The 17,085-nt window shown below is 66.3% G+C and carries 14 protein-coding genes; 3 read left to right on the top strand and 11 right to left on the bottom strand.

The annotated features are described in order from the left end of the window. Positions 1 to 43 precede the first annotated feature (43 nt). The 4 genes from J3U95_RS22655 to J3U95_RS22640 form a co-directional block, all read right to left on the bottom strand. Entirely contained in the window at positions 44 to 1,285 is a 1,242-nt protein-coding gene (locus tag J3U95_RS22655; RefSeq protein ID WP_208280890.1) for a sensor histidine kinase, read from the bottom strand. Further along, positions 1,272 to 1,961 (bottom strand): response regulator transcription factor, encoded by a 690-nt coding sequence (locus tag J3U95_RS22650; RefSeq protein ID WP_208280889.1) that lies wholly within the window; start codon positions 1,959 to 1,961, stop codon positions 1,272 to 1,274. Before J3U95_RS22650 ends, J3U95_RS22655 begins: the two co-directional genes overlap by 14 nt. A 20-nt stretch (positions 1,962 to 1,981) precedes the next feature. Next, positions 1,982 to 4,003 carry an LTA synthase family protein gene (locus J3U95_RS22645; RefSeq protein ID WP_229520034.1) on the bottom strand — a complete coding sequence of 674 codons (2,022 nt, stop codon included), beginning with the start codon at positions 4,001 to 4,003 and terminating at the stop codon, positions 1,982 to 1,984. Positions 4,004 to 4,135: 132 nt separating this feature from the next. Beyond that, a complete protein-coding gene (locus J3U95_RS22640) occupies positions 4,136 to 4,876 on the bottom strand; it encodes an ElaB/YgaM/YqjD family protein (RefSeq protein WP_208280888.1) in 741 nt (246 codons plus the stop codon). Between the two features lie 443 nt (positions 4,877 to 5,319). Here J3U95_RS22640 and J3U95_RS22635 point away from each other — a divergent pair, with 443 nt between their 5' ends. Beyond that, on the top strand, positions 5,320 to 6,210 hold the full coding sequence (locus J3U95_RS22635; RefSeq protein ID WP_208280887.1) for a cupin-like domain-containing protein: 891 nt from the start codon (positions 5,320 to 5,322) through the stop codon (positions 6,208 to 6,210). A 10-nt stretch (positions 6,211 to 6,220) separates the two neighbouring features. Here the strand turns inward: J3U95_RS22635 and J3U95_RS22630 are convergent, their stop codons facing one another. The 7 genes from J3U95_RS22630 to J3U95_RS22600 form a co-directional block, all read right to left on the bottom strand. Next, on the bottom strand, positions 6,221 to 8,152 hold the full coding sequence (locus J3U95_RS22630; RefSeq protein WP_208280953.1) for a metallophosphoesterase family protein: 1,932 nt from the start codon (positions 8,150 to 8,152) through the stop codon (positions 6,221 to 6,223). 90 nt (positions 8,153 to 8,242) lie between these two features. Beyond that, complete coding sequence (locus tag J3U95_RS22625) at positions 8,243 to 8,665, bottom strand: EamA family transporter (RefSeq protein ID WP_208280886.1); 423 nt, start codon at positions 8,663 to 8,665, stop codon at positions 8,243 to 8,245. A 9-nt stretch (positions 8,666 to 8,674) separates the two neighbouring features. Next, positions 8,675 to 9,430, bottom strand: a complete 756-nt coding sequence (locus tag J3U95_RS22620; RefSeq protein ID WP_208280885.1) for an iron ABC transporter ATP-binding protein — start codon at positions 9,428 to 9,430, stop codon at positions 8,675 to 8,677. Continuing rightward, positions 9,431 to 10,390: an iron chelate uptake ABC transporter family permease subunit gene (locus tag J3U95_RS22615; protein WP_208280884.1), complete on the bottom strand. Its 960-nt coding sequence runs from the start codon at positions 10,388 to 10,390 to the stop codon at positions 9,431 to 9,433. Next, on the bottom strand, positions 10,380 to 11,375 hold the full coding sequence (locus tag J3U95_RS22610; RefSeq protein ID WP_208280883.1) for an ABC transporter permease: 996 nt from the start codon (positions 11,373 to 11,375) through the stop codon (positions 10,380 to 10,382). Before J3U95_RS22610 ends, J3U95_RS22615 begins: the two co-directional genes overlap by 11 nt. A gap of 5 nt (positions 11,376 to 11,380) precedes the next feature. Next, positions 11,381 to 12,331, bottom strand: a complete 951-nt coding sequence (locus J3U95_RS22605; protein WP_208280882.1) for a siderophore ABC transporter substrate-binding protein — start codon at positions 12,329 to 12,331, stop codon at positions 11,381 to 11,383. Positions 12,332 to 12,365: 34 nt separating this feature from the next. Continuing rightward, entirely contained in the window at positions 12,366 to 14,450 is a 2,085-nt protein-coding gene (locus J3U95_RS22600; RefSeq protein WP_208280881.1) for a TonB-dependent receptor domain-containing protein, read from the bottom strand. A gap of 147 nt (positions 14,451 to 14,597) precedes the next feature. On the opposite strand from J3U95_RS22600, the gene J3U95_RS22595 reads away from it, so the two are divergent. Together J3U95_RS22595 and J3U95_RS22590 are read left to right on the top strand one after the other, a co-directional pair. Next, positions 14,598 to 15,329 carry a response regulator gene (locus J3U95_RS22595; protein ID WP_208280880.1) on the top strand — a complete coding sequence of 244 codons (732 nt, stop codon included), beginning with the start codon at positions 14,598 to 14,600 and terminating at the stop codon, positions 15,327 to 15,329. Then, positions 15,329 to 16,681 (top strand): ATP-binding protein, encoded by a 1,353-nt coding sequence (locus J3U95_RS22590; protein ID WP_208280879.1) that lies wholly within the window; start codon positions 15,329 to 15,331, stop codon positions 16,679 to 16,681. The genes J3U95_RS22595 and J3U95_RS22590 overlap by 1 nt, the downstream gene beginning before the upstream one ends. The last annotated feature ends 404 nt before the right edge of the window (positions 16,682 to 17,085 follow it).

Raw genomic sequence — 17,085 nt, 5'->3', positions numbered from 1 at the left:
TGAAGAGTAAGGAGGGGCGCTTCAGGCCGGCGTCAAGCCGGCGTCAGGATTGCGTGAACTCGCCCGGAAACACGATCGTGAAGCGGCTGCCGCCGCCCGCGCGCTGTTCGTAGACCAGCCTGGCGCCCAGGTATTCGCAGATGCGCTTCACCAGCGACAGGCCCAGGCCGGTCCCGGCCGAGCCGCTCGATGGAATCGCGGCCGCGTCCCGGCCCAGCGTCTGGCGCACCGCGTCCGGCAAGCCCGGGCCGGTGTCTTCCACGCTGACGCGGCCGGGTTCGAGCACCACCGTCACCTGCCCCTGCTCGGTGTACTGACAGGCGTTGCGAATCAGGTTGGCGACCGCCGACACGCACAGCTCGGCCGGCGCGCGCACGTTGATCACAGCCGAGCCGGTGCAGCGCAGGACCACCGGCTTGTCGGCCACCATGTGCTGGTAGCGCTCGGTCTCGACGCGCGCGATGTCGCCCACCGAGACCGGCGGGAACAGGCCGAGTTCGGGCGTGCGCGCCAGCAGCAGCAACACAGTGACGCACTCGGTCGCTTCCTGCGCGGCGCGGTAGATGCGCCGCGCAGGCGCGCTCACCGCGGGGTTGTCCGTGTTCTCGACCAGGATCTCGGCCGCGCCCATGATGACCGTCAGCGGCGTGCGCAGTTCGTGGCTGACGTCGCCCGTGAAGAAGCGTTCGCGGTCGAGGAAGGCGCGCAGCTCGCTGGTATGCGCGTCCAGGGCGCGCGCCAGGATGCCCAGCTCGTCCTCGCGCGCCGTGTGCGGCAAGGCCACCTCGCCCTGGCCGACCGCGTCCGCCAGTTCGCGGATCGGCGTGACGATCCGCATGCCGACGAAGCGGCCCAGGAACAGCGCCAGGATGACGAAGCCGGCGAAGAAGGCGGCGAACATCGAATACACCAGCAGCTCGATCTGCTCGTAGTCGCTTTCGTGGTCGACCACGACGTAGGGGCCCGCCTCGTCGCTGCCCGCCAGCACGTGCAGGCCGATGCCGTCGATCTCGGCCTCGGACACGCCGGCCGGCAAACCGCGCAGCGACAGTGGAATGTCCTCGCCGCGGTGGAAGCGCAGGCCGGCCGGCAGGTCGGCGGGCAGCCCGGCGGCGGCGCGCGGGCGCGCCCACTTCTCGACTTCGGCCAGGCGTTCGTCGACCAGGTGCACCTCGATGCCCTCGACCACCAGCGCCGCCAGCACCGCGAAGAACAGCGACAGCACGACGCCGAACAGGATGAAGGCCCTGGTGATCGGCCGGCTCAGCGAACTAGCCGCGCGCATCTGGCAAGGCGAGCTTGTAACCGACGCCGGCGATGGTGTGGACCAGGGGGAAGGCGAACGGCTTGTCGATCGCCTGGCGCAGCGCATGGATATGCGTGCGCAAGGCATCGCTTTCGGGACGGTCGTCGCCCCACACGGCCTGCTCGAGCGCTTCGCGCGGTACGATGCGCGGGGCCGCCGCCATCAGGCAGCGCAACAGCACGTAGCCGGTCTTGGTCAGGGCGACCTTGACGCCGTCGCGCGCGGCCTCCTGCTGGTCGGGATCGAACACCAGCGGGCCGAAGCGCAGTTCGCGGCTGATCGCGTGCTGGCCGCCGGCGCGGCGCGCCAGGGCCTTCAGGCGCACGTCGAGTTCGACCAGCGAGAACGGCTTGACCAGGTAGTCGTCGGCGCCGCTGTCGAAGCCGGCCACCTTGTCGTGCAGGGCGTCGCGCGCGGTCAGCATCAGCACCGGCGTGGTGGACAGCAGCTCGGAACGCAGCTTCTGGCACAGCTCCAGGCCGTTCAGGCCGGGCAGCATGACGTCGAGGATGATGACGTCATAGGTGTTCTCGGAGGCCAGCGCCAGGCCCCCATAGCCGTTGCGGGCCGAGTCGAGCGTGTAGCCCTTCGGTTCCAGGAAGCCGTAGAGGTTGGCGAGGATGTCGGGATTGTCTTCGACGATGAGGATGCGCATGCGCGTATTGTAAGACGGCGTCAGCGCGGCCGGTAGCGTTGTTCGCGATACAGCAGCGACGGCAGGATCGCGTGCGCCATCGCCTGGTCCGCCCTGGCCCGGGTCGGCGCGCCCTCCCCCGGATCGAATTGTCCGCTGGCCGCGTCATAGCGCGCCGCCAGCGGCGCCTGGCCGGGACGCAGCACGGTCGCGTCGGCGCCTTCCAGGTAGGCGAAATAATCGTTGAACTGGATCAGGGCGCGGCCGGGCGTCGTGGCGTCCCTGGCGAAGTCGCGCCCGATCATCGGGTGGTTGCTGGACACGCCCAGCAGCGACAGCAAGGTCGGAGCCAGGTCGACCTGGCTGGCGATCGTGGCGATGCGTTTCGGTTCGACGTCGGCGCCCAGGATCAGGCCGGGAATATGGAATTTCTTGATCGGCACCAGTGCATCGCCGTAGACGCGGTTGTCATGGTCGGCCACGATCAGGAACACGGTGTCCTTCCAGTAGGCTTGCCGCTTCGCCTCGCGGATGAATTTTCCAAGGGCGTAGTCGGCGTACTTGACCGCGTTGTTCACGGTCTGCTTGTCCGGGTCGTGCAGGTCGATCTTCCCATCCGGGAATTCGAACGGCTCGTGGTTCGACGAGGTGAAGATCAGGCTGAAGAAGGGTTTATCGCCCTCGTGCAATTTTTTCAGGCGTTCGAGCGACTTGTCGAACAGGTCTTCGTCCGAAGCGCCCCAGCTGCCGACGAATTGCGGCTTCATGTCGCCGATGTCGACGATATTCTGGAAGCCATTGCCGGTAAAGAAACTGCGCATATTGTCGAAGTGGGCCTCGCCGCCATACACGAACTCGGTGTGATAGCCCTGGCGCCCCAGCCCGTCGGCCAGCGTGTAGAAATTATTCTGCGACAGAGACAGTTTCACCGTGCTGCGCGCCGGCGTCGGCGCATAACCGGCCACCACCGCCTCGATGCCGCGCACCGAGCGGGTGCCGGTGGCGTACAGCTGCTCGAACCACCAGCCCTCGTCCTTGAGCTTTTCCAGCTCCGGCGTCACCGGCAGGCCGCCCAGCGACTTGACGAAGGTGGCGCCCAGGCTCTCCTGCAGCACGATCACGAGATTGAGCGGTTTGCTGCGCGCGATCGCCGCCTGCTGGTAGTGCATGGTCGGTAGTTCCGGGTTCGGGAAGCGGTAGTCGCGCAGCCACGGCGCCGCCTTCACCTCGGCGAGCACCTGCTCGCGCGGCATGTCGCCATAGATCTCGGACGACTTCGCCTCGTTGCCCATCGAGCGCACCGCATCCAGCACCGACCAGGCCGAATTGATGACGAGGGAATTGACCATTGCATCGCCGCTCAGGGCGAACATGGCCGGATTGGCCGGGCGATGGCCCGTGGTCGAACGGATCTGCATGAACACCAGCAGGCACAGGACCGGCCAGACGAGCAGCAGCTTGCGGCTCGGCCACATCGTCATGCCGGCCGCGGTAGACCTCAGCAGGCGCACCAGCGCCAGCCCCAGGATGAAGGTCAATGCGCAGCCCAGCAGCAATGCGGTGCGAAAACCATGCCACAGGGTCGCGAACACTTCTTGCGGATAGTTCAGGTATTCGATGAACAGGCGATTCGGCCGCACATCGTATTGCATGATGAATTGCGGCGAGGCTACTTCCATGAAGAGGATGAAGACCAGCGCCGCGGCCGTCCAGCCCACGCTGGCGATGCGCCACAGGCGCGCGCTGCGGGCATGCGCCAGCAGCGGCGCCAGCAACAAGGGAACGGCGATGAAGTAGCCCAGCAGGATCAGGTCGGCGCGCACACCCTGGAGCAGGATCTCGGGCACGATGCCGCTCGCGGCCACGCGCGGCCATTGCCAGGCAATCAGGGCGATCCGGAACGTGGACAGGAGCAGTAGTCCGATGCACAGCATCTGAACCAGCGGCGCGAAGGGACCGGCCCACCCCGTGATGCGCGCCAGTCCGGCTGCGGGAGACTGGGTGGATGCCTCTGGATTGCTTGCCTGGGGGAGATGAAGTTTCTCGATGTTCATGATCAGCATGCTGAGCTGCATGCTGTCATCGAGACGTTAATGAAGCGTTAAGGAAGCGTTAAATTTGCCGGAACGAAAAAAATCCCGGCCGGCGGATGCCGGGCCGGGACCTCGTGGAGCGCGCCTTACGGCGCGCTGCCATCAATCGCGGTAGTTGCGATATTCGTGACGGTCGCTCGAACCACCCAGCAGCTTGGCCAGGATGAAGCCCACGCCCACCGCGGCCAGCAGTGCGCTGCCCGGGTTGTTCTTGACGTATTCCTTGCCCTGGGCCGACAGGTCCGAGCACTTTTCGCTCAGCTGGGCCGAACCGCCACCCAGTTTTTCTTGAGCCGAGCTCAGCAGACCGGAGACCTTGTCGACGCCGGCGTGGGCGCGCGAAGCCAGGTTGTCGACGACAGGCTGGGCGGCTTGCGCTGCCTTGTCGATGCCTGCGTGCACTTTCTCTGGCGAGATCGACGAGATTGCTGCCTTGATGCCGCCGACCGTCGATTGATCGCCGTTGGACGAGTCCGACGACGAAGCCGACGATGGGGTCGACGATGCCGACTGGCTCGACGACGAGGCGCCCAGGCCGTTGTTGCCCAGCGAGCCGCTGCTGCCTGCGGCCGAGCTCAGGTTCGACGACGAGGACGACTGCGAACCGATCGACGAGCCCGACGACGAGCCAGTGCTGCCCATATTGCCGCTCGACGAAGCGCTTTGCAGGCTCGACGACGATGGCGACGAGCTGGTGCTGCTCAGGTTCGACGACGCGCTTTGCTGGCTGCCCGACGAAGCGTTGGTGCCCTTGTTCAGGCTGGAATCCTGGCTTTTGCCAATGCTCGAACCGGCCTTGTTGGCGTCGATGCCTTTACCCTCGGTAGACTTTTGATTATCCATGATGTATCCCTCATAAAATGTGTGACCAACGCGGAGTAGACCGATATTCGACTATCACCACATTCTTCCTTGAATCAGTCCGATACAAAACGCGGGAACGAAAGCTGCCTGCGGTACATCAATGGCAGCTTTGGCTCATGCACGAGATCAGTTTCTTGTCTCACTGACCTCGAACCAGCACAAAGGTTCCATCGATCTCCCAGGCTGCTCGTCCCTATCTCGGGCCGACGCCCTTCCAGGGCTTCGTCACGAGCGCAGTATCGAACCAACTGCGTCGCGATACCAAAAATACAATGGACCGGCATTAAGAGACCGTGCGCTGACTAACAGAGCCGTTCCATCCGCGGTAAACCCTGCTTTTTATCAATTGGCGGCGGGATGAAAGGCGTGTTGCGAGTACCATACGTGGTTTCGTCCGACTTGGGCGTCCAGTACGACATCAGATGGCAGTAGAAAAAGTTACAGGCAAGCGCCTGCCGCCGCGCCAGGCCTTGCCGGCGGCGAACGAGGCAGCGGCAAAAAAACAGGCCGACGCCGACAAGGCAGCGCAGATACGCGGCGTGGCCTCGATCGCCGCCATGCGCGACGCCATCCGCCAGGCCGCGCGCCAGCTTCCCCCGTTCACCGCCGTGCCGCGCCTGGCCCGGCTGGGTGCGGCAGGCTTTCGTGCGCGGGCGGCGGCCGGCATGCCCTTCCTGGTCAGCGGGGTCGTCAAGCGCTGGCCGCTGGCCAGCCTCACTCCTCAGGACTTGCGCGCGCAATTCGGCCATCTGCCGGTGCGCGCGCGCATCGGCGACTACGTCAATACGGCCTTCGCACCGGATCGCGCGATGCAGGACATGCTGCTGCGCGACTACCTCGACCTGACGCCTCCCGACGCCGCATCCGATCTGCCGCCCTATGTGGGCAACCTGTCGCTGCGCGAACTGAACCGGCTATGCCACTGGCCGACCTGGTTCGAGAAAATGGGCCCGCCCCGCTTCTGGATCGGCCCGGCGCGCACGGTGACTCCGCTGCACTGCGACTACGACGACAATATCTTCGCCCAGCTGTGGGGGACCAAACGGATATTCCTGGCGCCGCCGCACCATGACGCCTTCCTGTATACGCGCGAGGCCAATCCGCTGCTGTTCGGCTCCCCGTTCGACCCGGAAGCGCCCGACTTCGAGGCCTTCCCGCTGGCGCGCCAGGCGGCGCTGGTCGAGATCGTCGTGGAGCCCGGCGACATGCTGTACGTGCCGGCCGGCTGGTATCACCAGGTGCGGGCCCTGAGCTTTTCGCTGTCGTCGAACCGCTGGGCGCGCGGCCAGCCGCTGGCACTCTTGAAGGACTAAGCGGCGCGGCCTACGCGGCCCGATGCGATTCCTCGGCCGCCGGCGTGGCTGCTTCGGCGTCGTCCGGCACCAGGAACTCGGTCGACGGCCGGCCATCGGCGTTGTGCTGCACGATGCGGATCGGGCGGCCGTGGGCGTCGAGCCATACCTGGCCGATGCCGGCGCCGTTCCACAGGCGCTCGCCGCTCGTGCGCTGGTCGGGCAGGCGCGGGCTGAGGGCCAGGTCGCGCCGCTTGGTGAACCAGTTCAGCGGCGAGCGCGGCGAATACAGCCAGCGGTTCAGGCGGTCGAGCCAGTCGAGCAGCCGGCGCGGGAATTCGTTCTTGATGCCGCTGCTGGTGATCTGCCACACATGCTGCGGGCGATCCGATTCGCGCACCTCGACGTCGTAGACGAAGGAATAGTGAACATCGCCCGACAGGATCACGTAATTGCCCGGGGTGCGCGAATGGCGGAAGATATTCAGCATGCTGCTGGCCGCGCCGCGGTGCGCCATCCAGTTCTCGGCGTCGACCGTGAGGGCCAGACCGGCGAAGGTGGCGACCCGCTGCACCACCTCGATCAGCTTGACGCCGAACATCGGGGCCGCCGAAACGATCACGGCCGCCGTCTCGTCGAGCAGTTCGTGCTGCAGCTCGGTCAGCGATTCCCAGTCCATCAGGCCCGAGGGATGGCCAGGCGTGCGCCGGTTGCGCCAGCGGCGCGTGCGCGTATCGAGGACGATGATGGCGGGCTGGGTGTGCAGCATATAGTCCCACTGGCGAAACGCCAGCAGCCGCTGGATCAGCGCGTCCTGCGCGCCTGGCTCCAGCCGTCCTATGGCATCCGGCGTGGCGCTCAAGTCCACCATCGCGTCGAGCGCCTCCGTGAACACGTCGGGCCGGTTGCCCCAGCCCTGACACAGCATATAGGCCACCAGCGCATTGCCGATGATGCGGCGCGAGAACGGGTGCTCGTAGGCGGTGGTCTCCCACTTCGCCGAGAGGTTCCAGTCGTCGGTGATGTCGTGGTCGTCGAAGATCATCAGGGTCTGCACGTGCGCCAGCAGGCGCGCGGCTTGCGGCAGGTCGGCGCAGAACCCCTGCAGCGCCGCGCCTTCGCGCCGCCAGCGTTCGACATGCTTGGGCGTCAAGGGCGGCATCGCAGGTATGCCCACGATACGCCACGGCGCCGGCGAACACACCAATAAATACATCGCCATCACCTCGGCCAGCGTCACCAGATGGTTGTGGGCGTTGGCGGTGGTGAAGATCGGCTTTTCCGAGCCGCCGAAGAAGCGGTCGCGCAAGTCATCGTTCGACTTGAACGCGGGCAGCAGGTCTTCGCGCCGGTAATAGCCGGCCGGGTGGGCATACAGCGCCTCGCTGTCTTCCACCACGGCGCCTTCCAGGCATTCGCCGTACAGGCCCAGGCGCTCGATGAGCGCGTGAATGGCCGCCAGCATCGGGCCAGCCACGTCGTCGGCATATACCTGGTCGCCGCACAGCATGAGCATGGCGGGCCGCGCGCCGGCCTCCTCGATGCGATCGGCCAACAGCGCGTCGGCGCGGGCCAGGCCGTCGCGCGAGCGATGGTGCGGCTTGCGGCAGGATCCGTAGAGGATGTCGTCCATACGGCTGCGCAGCACGAAGCTGGGCCGGCTCGCGCCTGCGTGCAGCAGGTGCGGCGCCCAGTGCGCGATGCCTTCGCCGCCGTCCAGCAGCAGGTCGTACTCGACCAGCACGTCCTGCGCCAGCGGCTCATCCAGCACGACGTCGATCAGGTGCACGTATGCATGGCGGCCGACGCGGATGGCGCGGCAGGCCGCGCCGTCGAGCCGCAGGCGGCGTGCCGGGCCGCCCTGCGGCGCCAGCTCCAGCGTCAGGTCGAGCGCGTCGCTGCCGACGAGCCACAGCAGCAGTCGGCCCGGTTCGATGCGGCGCAGGATGGGGCCGGCCAGCACGGGCGGGAGGTCGGCGGAAGGAACGGTCTGGATCAACGCGGCGCGGTCTTCAAGGGAAACGATCGGCCGAGTGTAGCAGAAGGCCTCCGCTCATCCGCGCGCGATCACGAGCAGGCCGACGACGATCAGCCCGCAGCCGGCCAGCTTGGCCGGGGTGAGCGCCTCTTGCAGGAACAGCCAGCCCAGCAGCACCGCGATCACCACGCTGCCCTTGTCGATCAGGGCGACGGTGGACACGTGCCCTTCCTTGATGGCCTTGTAATAGAAGATCCACGACAGCGCGGTGGCCACCGCCGATCCGGCCAGCCAGGCGATATTGGCCGGGGTGAGCGCCTGCAGCTCGCGCGCCGGCACCACGGCCGCCGCGAACAGCAGCACCAATACGAACACGAAGCAGGTGCGCACCGCCATTCCGAGGTCGCCCGAGATGCCGGTGAGGCCCGGCTTGGCGATGACGGCCGTCACGCCGGCGAACAGCATCGACAGGAATGCGTAGACGACCCAGCGTTCCACTGCCGCTCCTCAGTAATAAACGCAGATGCGTTGGCCATCGACCTCGTGCACCCGGATGTCGAGCTGGTACAGGTCGCGCAGCACCTCGGGCTGGATCAGCTCGAGCGGCGTGCCGTGGTAGGCCACCTTCCCGCCGCGCATGGCGACGATGCGGTCGGCGTAGCAAGAGGCAAAATTGATGTCGTGCAGGACCAGGATCACGGTCTTGCCCAGTTCGCGCGAGGTGCGGCGCAGCAGTCCCATCATGTCGACCGCGTGGCGCATGTCGAGGTTGTTGAGCGGCTCGTCGAGCAGTACGTAGTCGGTGTCCTGGCACAGCACCATGGCCACGAAGGCGCGCTGGCGCTGGCCGCCCGAGAGCTGGTCGAGATAGCGGCCGGCCAGGGCCGAGAGGCCCAGATAGCCGAGCGCGCGTTCGACGTGGGCGGCATCGTCGATCGTCGGCCGGCCCTGCGTGTGCGGATAACGGCCGAAGGCGACCAGGTCGCGCACCGTCAGGCGCATCGGCAGGTGGTTGTCCTGGCGCAGGATGGCCAGGCGCCTGGCCAGTTCCTTGCTGTCGCCGTTGACGACGTCGATGCCGTCCACCAGCACCCGCCCTTCGCTCATCGGCAGCAGGCGGCTGATCATCGACAGCACGGTCGACTTGCCGGCACCGTTGGGGCCGATGATGGCGGTGACGCCGCCGGCCGGCAGGGTGAGCGTCACGTCATCGACGACCACGGTGTCGGCATAACGCTTGCTGATATGGGAAATCTCGATCATCTAGGACTTTCTACGGGTGATCAGGAACAGGAACAGCAGGCCACCGACGAACTCGATGACGACGCTGACGGTGGCGTTCAGTTCGAGCACGCGCTCGAGCAGCACCTGGCCGCCGACCAGGAACACCACGCCCCACAGCACGGCCATCGGCAGCAGGTAACGGTGCTTGCCGGAGCCGGCCGTCACATAGGCCAGGTTGCTCACCAACAGGCCGAAGAAGGTGACCGGGCCGACCAGGGCGGTCGACACCGACACCATCACTGCGATCAGGGCCAGGGTGAACATCACCGTGCGCCGGTAATCGATGCCAAGGTTGACCGCAATCTCGCGGCCCAGCGTCAAGACGTCATACCGGTGGCGCAGGCGCCAGGCCGCCAGCGAGGCCAGGCCGATGGCCAGCGCCGCCACCCACAGCAAGCCGGTCTGGATCGCATTGAAGGATGCGAACATGCGGTCTTGCAGCACCATGAACTCGTTGGGATCGATCAGACGCATCACGAAGCTCGACAGACTGCGGAACAGGAGTCCGAACACGATGCCGGCCAGCAGCATCAGGTGCAGGCTGTGCGCCGCGCCGTTGAACAGCGCCCGGAACAGCAGGCAGGCGAAGCCCGTCATCAAGACCACCTCGACCGCGAAGCGCAGGTTCGGATTGCCCGTCTCGGTAAGCGGATCGATGCCGAGGCTGAACACGATCACGGCCTGGATCAGCAAATACAGGGCGTCGAAGCCCATGATCGACGGCGTCAGGATGCGGTTGTGGGTAATCGTCTGGAACAGCACGGACGATACCGCGATCGCATACGCCACCAGCAGCATCGCCGCCAGCTTGGCGCCGCGGAACGGCAGCACGAAGTCCCAGTTGCCGTTCGCGCCGATCAGCATGAAGGCGGCGACGACGGACAGGGCCAGCGTTGCGAGCAGGGCCAGGCGCGCTTTGGGGGATATCTCAAGCGTCACGTGAACGACCTCGCAGCAACAGGTACAGGAACAGCGCGCCGCCGATTGAACCGACCACGGTGCCGATCGGGATCTCGTAGGGATACACGACCAGGCGGCCGATGATGTCGCAGGCCAGCACGAACAGGCCGCCGAGCAGCGCGACCCAGGGCACCGAGCGGCGCATATTGTCGCCGAACAGGATGCTGACCACGTTCGGCACGATCAGGCCCAGGAACGGAATGCTGCCGGCCGTGACCACCACCACCGCCGAAATCGCCGACACGATCAGGAGGCCATAGAAGGTCAGGCGCTTGTAGTTCAGCCCCAGGTTGGTGGTGAACTGCTGGCCCATGCCGGCCACGGTGAAGCGGTCGGCCGCGACCCAGGCGGCGAAGGCCAGCGCTGCGCCGAGCCACAGCAGCTCGTAGCGGCCGCGCAGCACGCCGGAGAAGTCGCCGACGGTCCAGGCGTGCAGGGTCTGCAGCATGTCGTGGCGAAAGGCGAAGAAGGTCGTCACCGCCTGGATCACACCGCCCAGGATCAGGCCCACCAGCGGCACCAGGTAGGGTGAGCGCAAGGGGATGCGGCGCAACAGGCCGAGGAACAGGAAGGTGCCGGCCATCGCGAAGGCGGCCGCCACCAGCATCTTGCCGAACACCGGGGTATCGGGCGCCAGCAGCGCCAGCGCCAGGACGCCGAGCGTGGCCGCCTCGATGGTGCCGGCGGTGGACGGTTCGACGAATCGGTTACGCACCAGCATCTGCATGATGAGGCCCGCCACGGCGAGGGACATCCCGGCCAGCAGCAGGGCCAGGGTACGCGGCAGGCGGCTGACGACCAGCAGTTGCCAGTCGGTCGACTGCGTGCCCGCCAGCAGGCCGGCGAAGCTGAAGTCGCCGGCGCCGATGGCGACGCTCAACGCGACCAGCGCCGCCGTTAATAGTAACGGCAGCGCCAGCCAGGCGTGCGAGATGGTACGAGGGGCGCGCCCGTCTACTGCCATCGGGTTCAGCGTCCCGCGGTGTTCAGCGCGCGCGACAGCTGGTCGACGTTCTCCTGCAGCGCGGTGATGCCGGCGCCGCCCAGGGTGTACCAGTTCAGGCCATCGAGGTAGACCACGCGCTTGTTCTTCCAGGCGTTCGACTGGCGCACCAGTTCATTGTCCAGGAACTTGGCGGCGGCGGTGCCTTCGCGGCCGATGGCGGCGTCGCGGTCGATCACGAACAGCCAGTCGGGATTGGTCTTCTGGATGAATTCGAAGGAGATCGCCTGGCCGTGGTTCGAGGTGTCGAGCCTGGCCACCGCTGGCTTGATGCCGAAGGTGTCGTGCAGGACGCCGAAGCGCGAACCCGGACCGTAGGCGCTCATCTTGCCGCCGGTGGTCAGGACGATCAGGCCGGTGCCGGCCGTTTCGGCCTGCTTCTTCAGGGAGGCAATCGAGCTGTCCAGCTTGTCGGTCAGTTCCTTGGCGCGCGCCTGCTTGCCGAACAGGCCGGCCAGGGTCGTCACATTGTTCTTGGCGCTGGCGACCAGGTTGGTGCGGTCGACGGTCATGTCGATGGTCGGGGCGATCTTGGCCAGTTGCGCGTACTTGGCCTGCGAACGGCCGCCGACGATGATCAGGTCGGGCTTGGCGCCGTGGATCTTTTCATAGTCCGGCTCGAACAGGGTACCCATCTTGGGCGCGCTGTTGTAGCGCGCCAGGTGGCGCGGTAGCGGACGCGCGGTGGTGCTCATGGTCGGCACGCCGGCCACGTTCACGTCCAGCGCCGACAGGTTGTCGAGGGTGGTGGCGTCGAGCACGATGACCTTCTTCGGGCTGGCCGGGACCGCGGTGGTGCCGCTGGCGTGCTTGATCTGCACGGTGTTCTGGGCTTGCGCCGGGAGCGCGCCGAAGGCCAGGGCTGCGCCGACCGCCAGCACTGCGCGGCGGCCGTGGAAGATGTTCTTGATGGTCATGTAGGTATTCCTGTCTCGTTCAACAAAATGGTATTCAAAAGCGGGTGGTAACCCCGAGCCACAGGCGGCGGCCGTCGCCGACCGTGTTGTAGGTCAGCTCGTCGAGGCGCTTGTCGCTGACGTTGAACAGCGCGGCCTTGATGGCGACGCTGCGGCTCCAGTCGTAGGTCATGCCGATGTCGCCGATCGTGTAATCGCCGTATTCCTTGGCGCCGTTCGGCAGGGTCACGCCATTGCTGCCCGAGCGCGCGGCGGCATTGATTTCCTTGCCGTTGTAGGTGACCGAGGCCCACAGGTCGAGCGCGTCGGTGACGTTCCAGTCGGCGCGCAGCGTGCCGCGGTGCTTGGGCGTGCGGGTCAGCGCATAGCCTTCGTAGGCGCCGCCCTTCTGCTCGGAGTCGGTATAGGTGTAGTTCGACTTGAACGACAGCGTGCGCACCGGCTGCCAGGTCAGGCCCAGTTCCAGGCCCTGGATCGTGGCGTCGTCGATGTTGTAGCTGTACCAGAGGCGGTAGTTCGGGTCTTCCGACCAGCGCGCGATCGAGCCGTCGTCGTTGTAGATCAGCGCGTTCGCCACCTTGTCCTTGAAGTCGGTGTAGAACAGCGTCGCATTCGCCTGGATGCCGGCCTTGTTGTTGTAATGGGCGGAGAGCTCGTAGCTGGTGCTGGTCTCGGCCTTCAGATCCGGGTCGCCGATGATGACGCCGCAGGTGCCGTTCGGGCCATAGGTGCAGCCGCCGCCGCCGGTGGTGTAGGCATAGCCCGGCGCGATGTTGCGGATCTCCGGCGCACGGAAGCCGCGCGAGACGCCGCCCTTGATCGTGACCGCGTCGCTCGTATGCCAGACGGCGTACAGGCGCGGCGACCAGTGCTTGCCGTAGATTTCGTGGTCGTCGGCGCGCAGGCCGGCGGTCAGGGCCAGGGTGTCGGTCAGGCTCCATTCGTCTTCGACGAACAGCGCCTTCTGGATGATGCTGAAGTGCTCGTCCACACCCGTGCGACGGCCGGGATTCTGGTCCAGGAGTTCTCCGCGGTTGTACTGGCCGCCGATCACCAGGAAGTGGTCGCCCAGGCGGGTGTTGAGCTTTGCGTCCAGCACCGTGTTCTTGATTTCCGGCGCGCGTTCGTTGCGGATGTAGTTCCCATTTCCGTCTTGCGTATGGGTCTCGCGCTGGCCTTTTTCCTGGGTCAGCGCGACCTGCGAGGTGGCCCAGCCCCAGCGGCCGTTGTGCGACAGCGACCAGTGGTCGCGGCTGTGCTCCTGGCGCGTATTGGCGGCGCCCGGCGCCAGCACGCCGCCGGCCGAGCTGTGCCGCTTGAGCTCACTCTTGCCGGCTTCGAGCAGCACGTCGTGGGCGGCGTTCGGGGTCCAGGCCAGGCGCGCGGTCAGGTCGCGGTCCTTGGCGCCGTTGAAGCCGTTCAGGATCTCGTCCTCGGTGCGCTTGTTCTGCTTGCCCCACAGTTGCAGGCCGAGGACGTTGCTGGCGATCGGACCGTTCAGGAAGAACTGGCCCTGGGTCGAGTTGCCCGAGTCGCTGTGTTCCTGCAGGGTGCCGTCGACGCCGAGCGAGCCGCTCCAGGCCTTGGCGACCTTGCGCGTGATGATGTTGATCACGCCGCCCATGGCGTCGGAGCCGTACAGCGAGGACATTGGGCCGCGCACGACTTCGATGCGCTCGATCGCCTCGAGCGGCGGGATGAAGCTCTGCTCGTAGCCGGCGTTGCCGTTGGTGCGCGCGTCGCGCGTCGACTGGCGCTTGCCGTCCACCAGAATCAGCGTGTATTGACCAGGCAGGCCGCGAATCAGGATATCCTGCTCATTGGCGACGCCGGTCACGGTCACGCCCTGCACGTCGCGCAGCGCGTCGGTCAGGTCGCGAAACGGACGCTTTTCCAGGTCTTCGCGGGTGATCACGGTGATGCTGGCGGGAGCGTCGGTGGCCGACTGCTCGAAGCCGGCGGCGGTCACGACGACGGTGGGCACGGTGCCGGACGCGCCGGCGGCTTGCGGGTTGAAGTCCGGCGCCTCGGCTGCGGCATGGGCGCTCATGGCCAGGGCGCCATGGAGTGCGGCCGCGATGATCGTCCGCTTGAACCATGCCGTAGTCGTGTGCTGCATACGCTTCGTTCTCTCTCTGTCGTTCAAAATTCTTTTATGCGGCGAACACCTATTGCCAGGCCCGTTCGCAGTGAATGATAATGATTATCATATGCAATTAACTGCCAGAAAGTTTGTCAAGTTGTGACAAGCCTCGATATCCCAGCAATGAATCCTGTCTCCACTTCATCCCGCATCCTCGTGGTCGACGACCACGCCGACATCCGCGACCCGCTCGCCGCCTTCCTGCGCCGCCACGACCTGGAGGTGCTGACCGCCGCCGACGCCGCAGCCGCGCGCACGCTGCTGCGCCAGCATCCGATCGACCTGGTGGTGCTCGACGTCATGCTGCCGGGCGAGGACGGCCTGTCGCTGTGCCGCCACCTGGCCGAGACCAGCAGCACGCCGGTGATCCTGCTCACCGCGATGGCGAGCCAGGACGACCGCGTGGCCGGGCTCGAGATCGGCGCCGACGATTACGTCACCAAGCCCTTCGATCCGCGCGAACTGGTGGCCCGCATCAAGGGCATGCTGCGGCGCCTGGGCCGCGCCGCGACCGGCTGGCACGGCCGCCGCTACGCCTTCGGCGACTGGACCCTGGACATGGCCAGGCGCGAGCTGGTTGACGCCGGCGGCGAGCCGGTGGCATTGAGCACCTCCGAATTTCGGCTGCTGGGCGTGCTGGTCGAGCGCGCCGGCAAGGTGCTGAGCCGCGACGAGCTGCTCGACCTGACGCGCGACGGCGAGGTGCAGAACTTCGACCGCAGCATCGACAGCCAGGTGAGCCGGCTGCGCAAGAAACTGGAAAGCGATCCGCGCCGGCCACGCCTGCTCAAGACCTCGTGGGGCGACGGCTATGTATTCACGGCCGACGTCAATGCACTGCCGGCGGCCGGCTGATGCGCCTGATCCCGAAGACCATGGGCGGCCAGCTGGTCGCCACGCTGCTGGTGGCCGTGCTGCTGGCGCACGCCGCCGCCATCGTCGCGCGCCAGCTGGCGCCGGACGCCATGCATCCGCTGGCCGCACGCTATATGCTCGACCGCATGGCCGGCATCTACCAGTCGCTGCGCCTGTCGCCCGACAAAGGCGAAGAGATGCTGGCCGCGATCGGCTCGCCGACCGCGCGCTTCTGGCTGGCCACCGGCGCCAGCGCCGGCAGCCCGGCGATGAACGAGGCCGAACGCAGGCAGGCGCAGGCCCTGGCCGAGCGCCTGCCACGTACGCCGGCGCCGCGCAGCTGGGTGCAGCTGACCGACCATGCGCCGGGCAACGATGGCGTCAAGCAGGCCGGCATGCTGGCGTCGGTCGAGCTGCCGGACGGACGCTGGCTGGTAGGCTACCAGCAGTCGCCCGGCGGCAGTCCCTGGTGGCGGCCGCTGCACTTCTCGATCCCGGTGAGCACCCTGCCGGTGCTGCTGGTGGCCTTGCCCTTCATCGGCCGCATCCTGCGCCCGATCCGTGCGCTGGAGCGCGCGGCCGAGCGCTTCAGCCGCGGCGAGCATGACGGCCCGCTGCCGGTGACCGGTCCGCGCGAGGCGCGAGAGCTGACCGCCGCCTTCAACACGATGGCCGAGCGCCAGCGGCGCTTCGTCGAGGACCGCACGCGCATGCTGGCCGCGATCAGCCACGACCTGCGCACGCCGATCACTTCCTTGAGGGTGCGTGTAGAACTGATCGACGACCCCGAACTGCGCGCGGCGATGATCCGCACGCTCGAGACGATGGGCCTGATGGTCGAGCAGACCTTGCGCTTCGCGGCCGAGGACTGCGTCGGCGAACCGTCGCAGGACGTCGACCTGGCGGCGCTGATGCGCGAGCTGGCGGCGGAGCTGGCGCGCCCCGGAAAGCGCATCCGCTACGCCGGCCCGGACCGCCTGCCCTACCGCTGCCGCCCGCTCGCCCTGCGCCGCGCCGTGGGCAACCTCGCTGAAAACGCGCTCCGCCATGGCACCGAGGTCACCCTGTGCGCCAGTGCGCCAGGAGAAGACAGCGACGTGATCCTGGCCGTGATCGACAACGGCCCCGGCATCCCGGCCAGTGAACTGGAGCGAGTCTTCGAACCCTTCGCCCGCCTCGACAGCGCCCGCTGCCGCGACACCACCGGCGACAACGGCCACGGCAGCGCCGGCGGCAGCGGCGTCGGCCTCGGCCTCTCCATCGCCCGCTCCTGCGTCGAAGCCCACGGCGGCACCCTCACCCTCACCAACAATACTCCCGGCCTCACCGCCACCATCGCCCTCCCCACCTGACCCTCCCCAATTAGGGTCAGAGTAGAATTATTGAACAATTTCTCCGCAATTCAGATAATGAGGGTCAGAGTAGAATTAATTACCAAGAACTCGCGATCAACTATTATTCAGGCTATTTTCACTGAGCCAGTCTTAAAAGAAATTGCAAAATAATTCTACTCTGACCCTAATTGTTTTGGCTGTCGGATCGCCGCCTCCGGTACATTGATCTCTCATAGAGGAAATCATTCCTCGAACTGCAATATCCTTTTCTCAATTTAATATTCCAGCGCAATTCATGAGGTAATCCCCCCATTTTTAGAGCACGCTAAAAGTAGAGGTTAAGCGGCGAGCGCCAATTTCTGTTTTGGCGTAATACCGCCGAGCGCCATGTTAGGCCGGTCGTGATTGTAGGTCCACAACCA

This window comes from Massilia oculi (assembly GCF_017582745.1).
Classification (GTDB): domain Bacteria; phylum Pseudomonadota; class Gammaproteobacteria; order Burkholderiales; family Burkholderiaceae_D; genus Telluria; species Telluria oculi_A.
The sequence above is the reverse complement of the archived record's forward strand: the minus strand, read 5'-3'. Positions and strand labels throughout refer to the sequence as shown.

Coding starts and splice junctions, on each gene's coding strand:
- J3U95_RS22655 (WP_208280890.1), bottom strand. CDS start 1,285: ATGCGCGCGGCTAGTTCGCTGAGCCGGCCGATCACCAGGGCCTTCATC.
- J3U95_RS22650 (WP_208280889.1), bottom strand. CDS start 1,961: ATGCGCATCCTCATCGTCGAAGACAATCCCGACATCCTCGCCAACCTC.
- J3U95_RS22645 (WP_229520034.1), bottom strand. CDS start 4,003: ATGCTGATCATGAACATCGAGAAACTTCATCTCCCCCAGGCAAGCAAT.
- J3U95_RS22640 (WP_208280888.1), bottom strand. CDS start 4,876: ATGGATAATCAAAAGTCTACCGAGGGTAAAGGCATCGACGCCAACAAG.
- J3U95_RS22635 (WP_208280887.1), top strand. CDS start 5,320: ATGGCAGTAGAAAAAGTTACAGGCAAGCGCCTGCCGCCGCGCCAGGCC.
- J3U95_RS22620 (WP_208280885.1), bottom strand. CDS start 9,430: ATGATCGAGATTTCCCATATCAGCAAGCGTTATGCCGACACCGTGGTC.
- J3U95_RS22610 (WP_208280883.1), bottom strand. CDS start 11,375: ATGGCAGTAGACGGGCGCGCCCCTCGTACCATCTCGCACGCCTGGCTG.
- J3U95_RS22605 (WP_208280882.1), bottom strand. CDS start 12,331: ATGACCATCAAGAACATCTTCCACGGCCGCCGCGCAGTGCTGGCGGTC.
- J3U95_RS22600 (WP_208280881.1), bottom strand. CDS start 14,450: ATGCAGCACACGACTACGGCATGGTTCAAGCGGACGATCATCGCGGCC.
- J3U95_RS22595 (WP_208280880.1), top strand. CDS start 14,598: ATGAATCCTGTCTCCACTTCATCCCGCATCCTCGTGGTCGACGACCAC.
- J3U95_RS22590 (WP_208280879.1), top strand. CDS start 15,329: ATGCGCCTGATCCCGAAGACCATGGGCGGCCAGCTGGTCGCCACGCTG.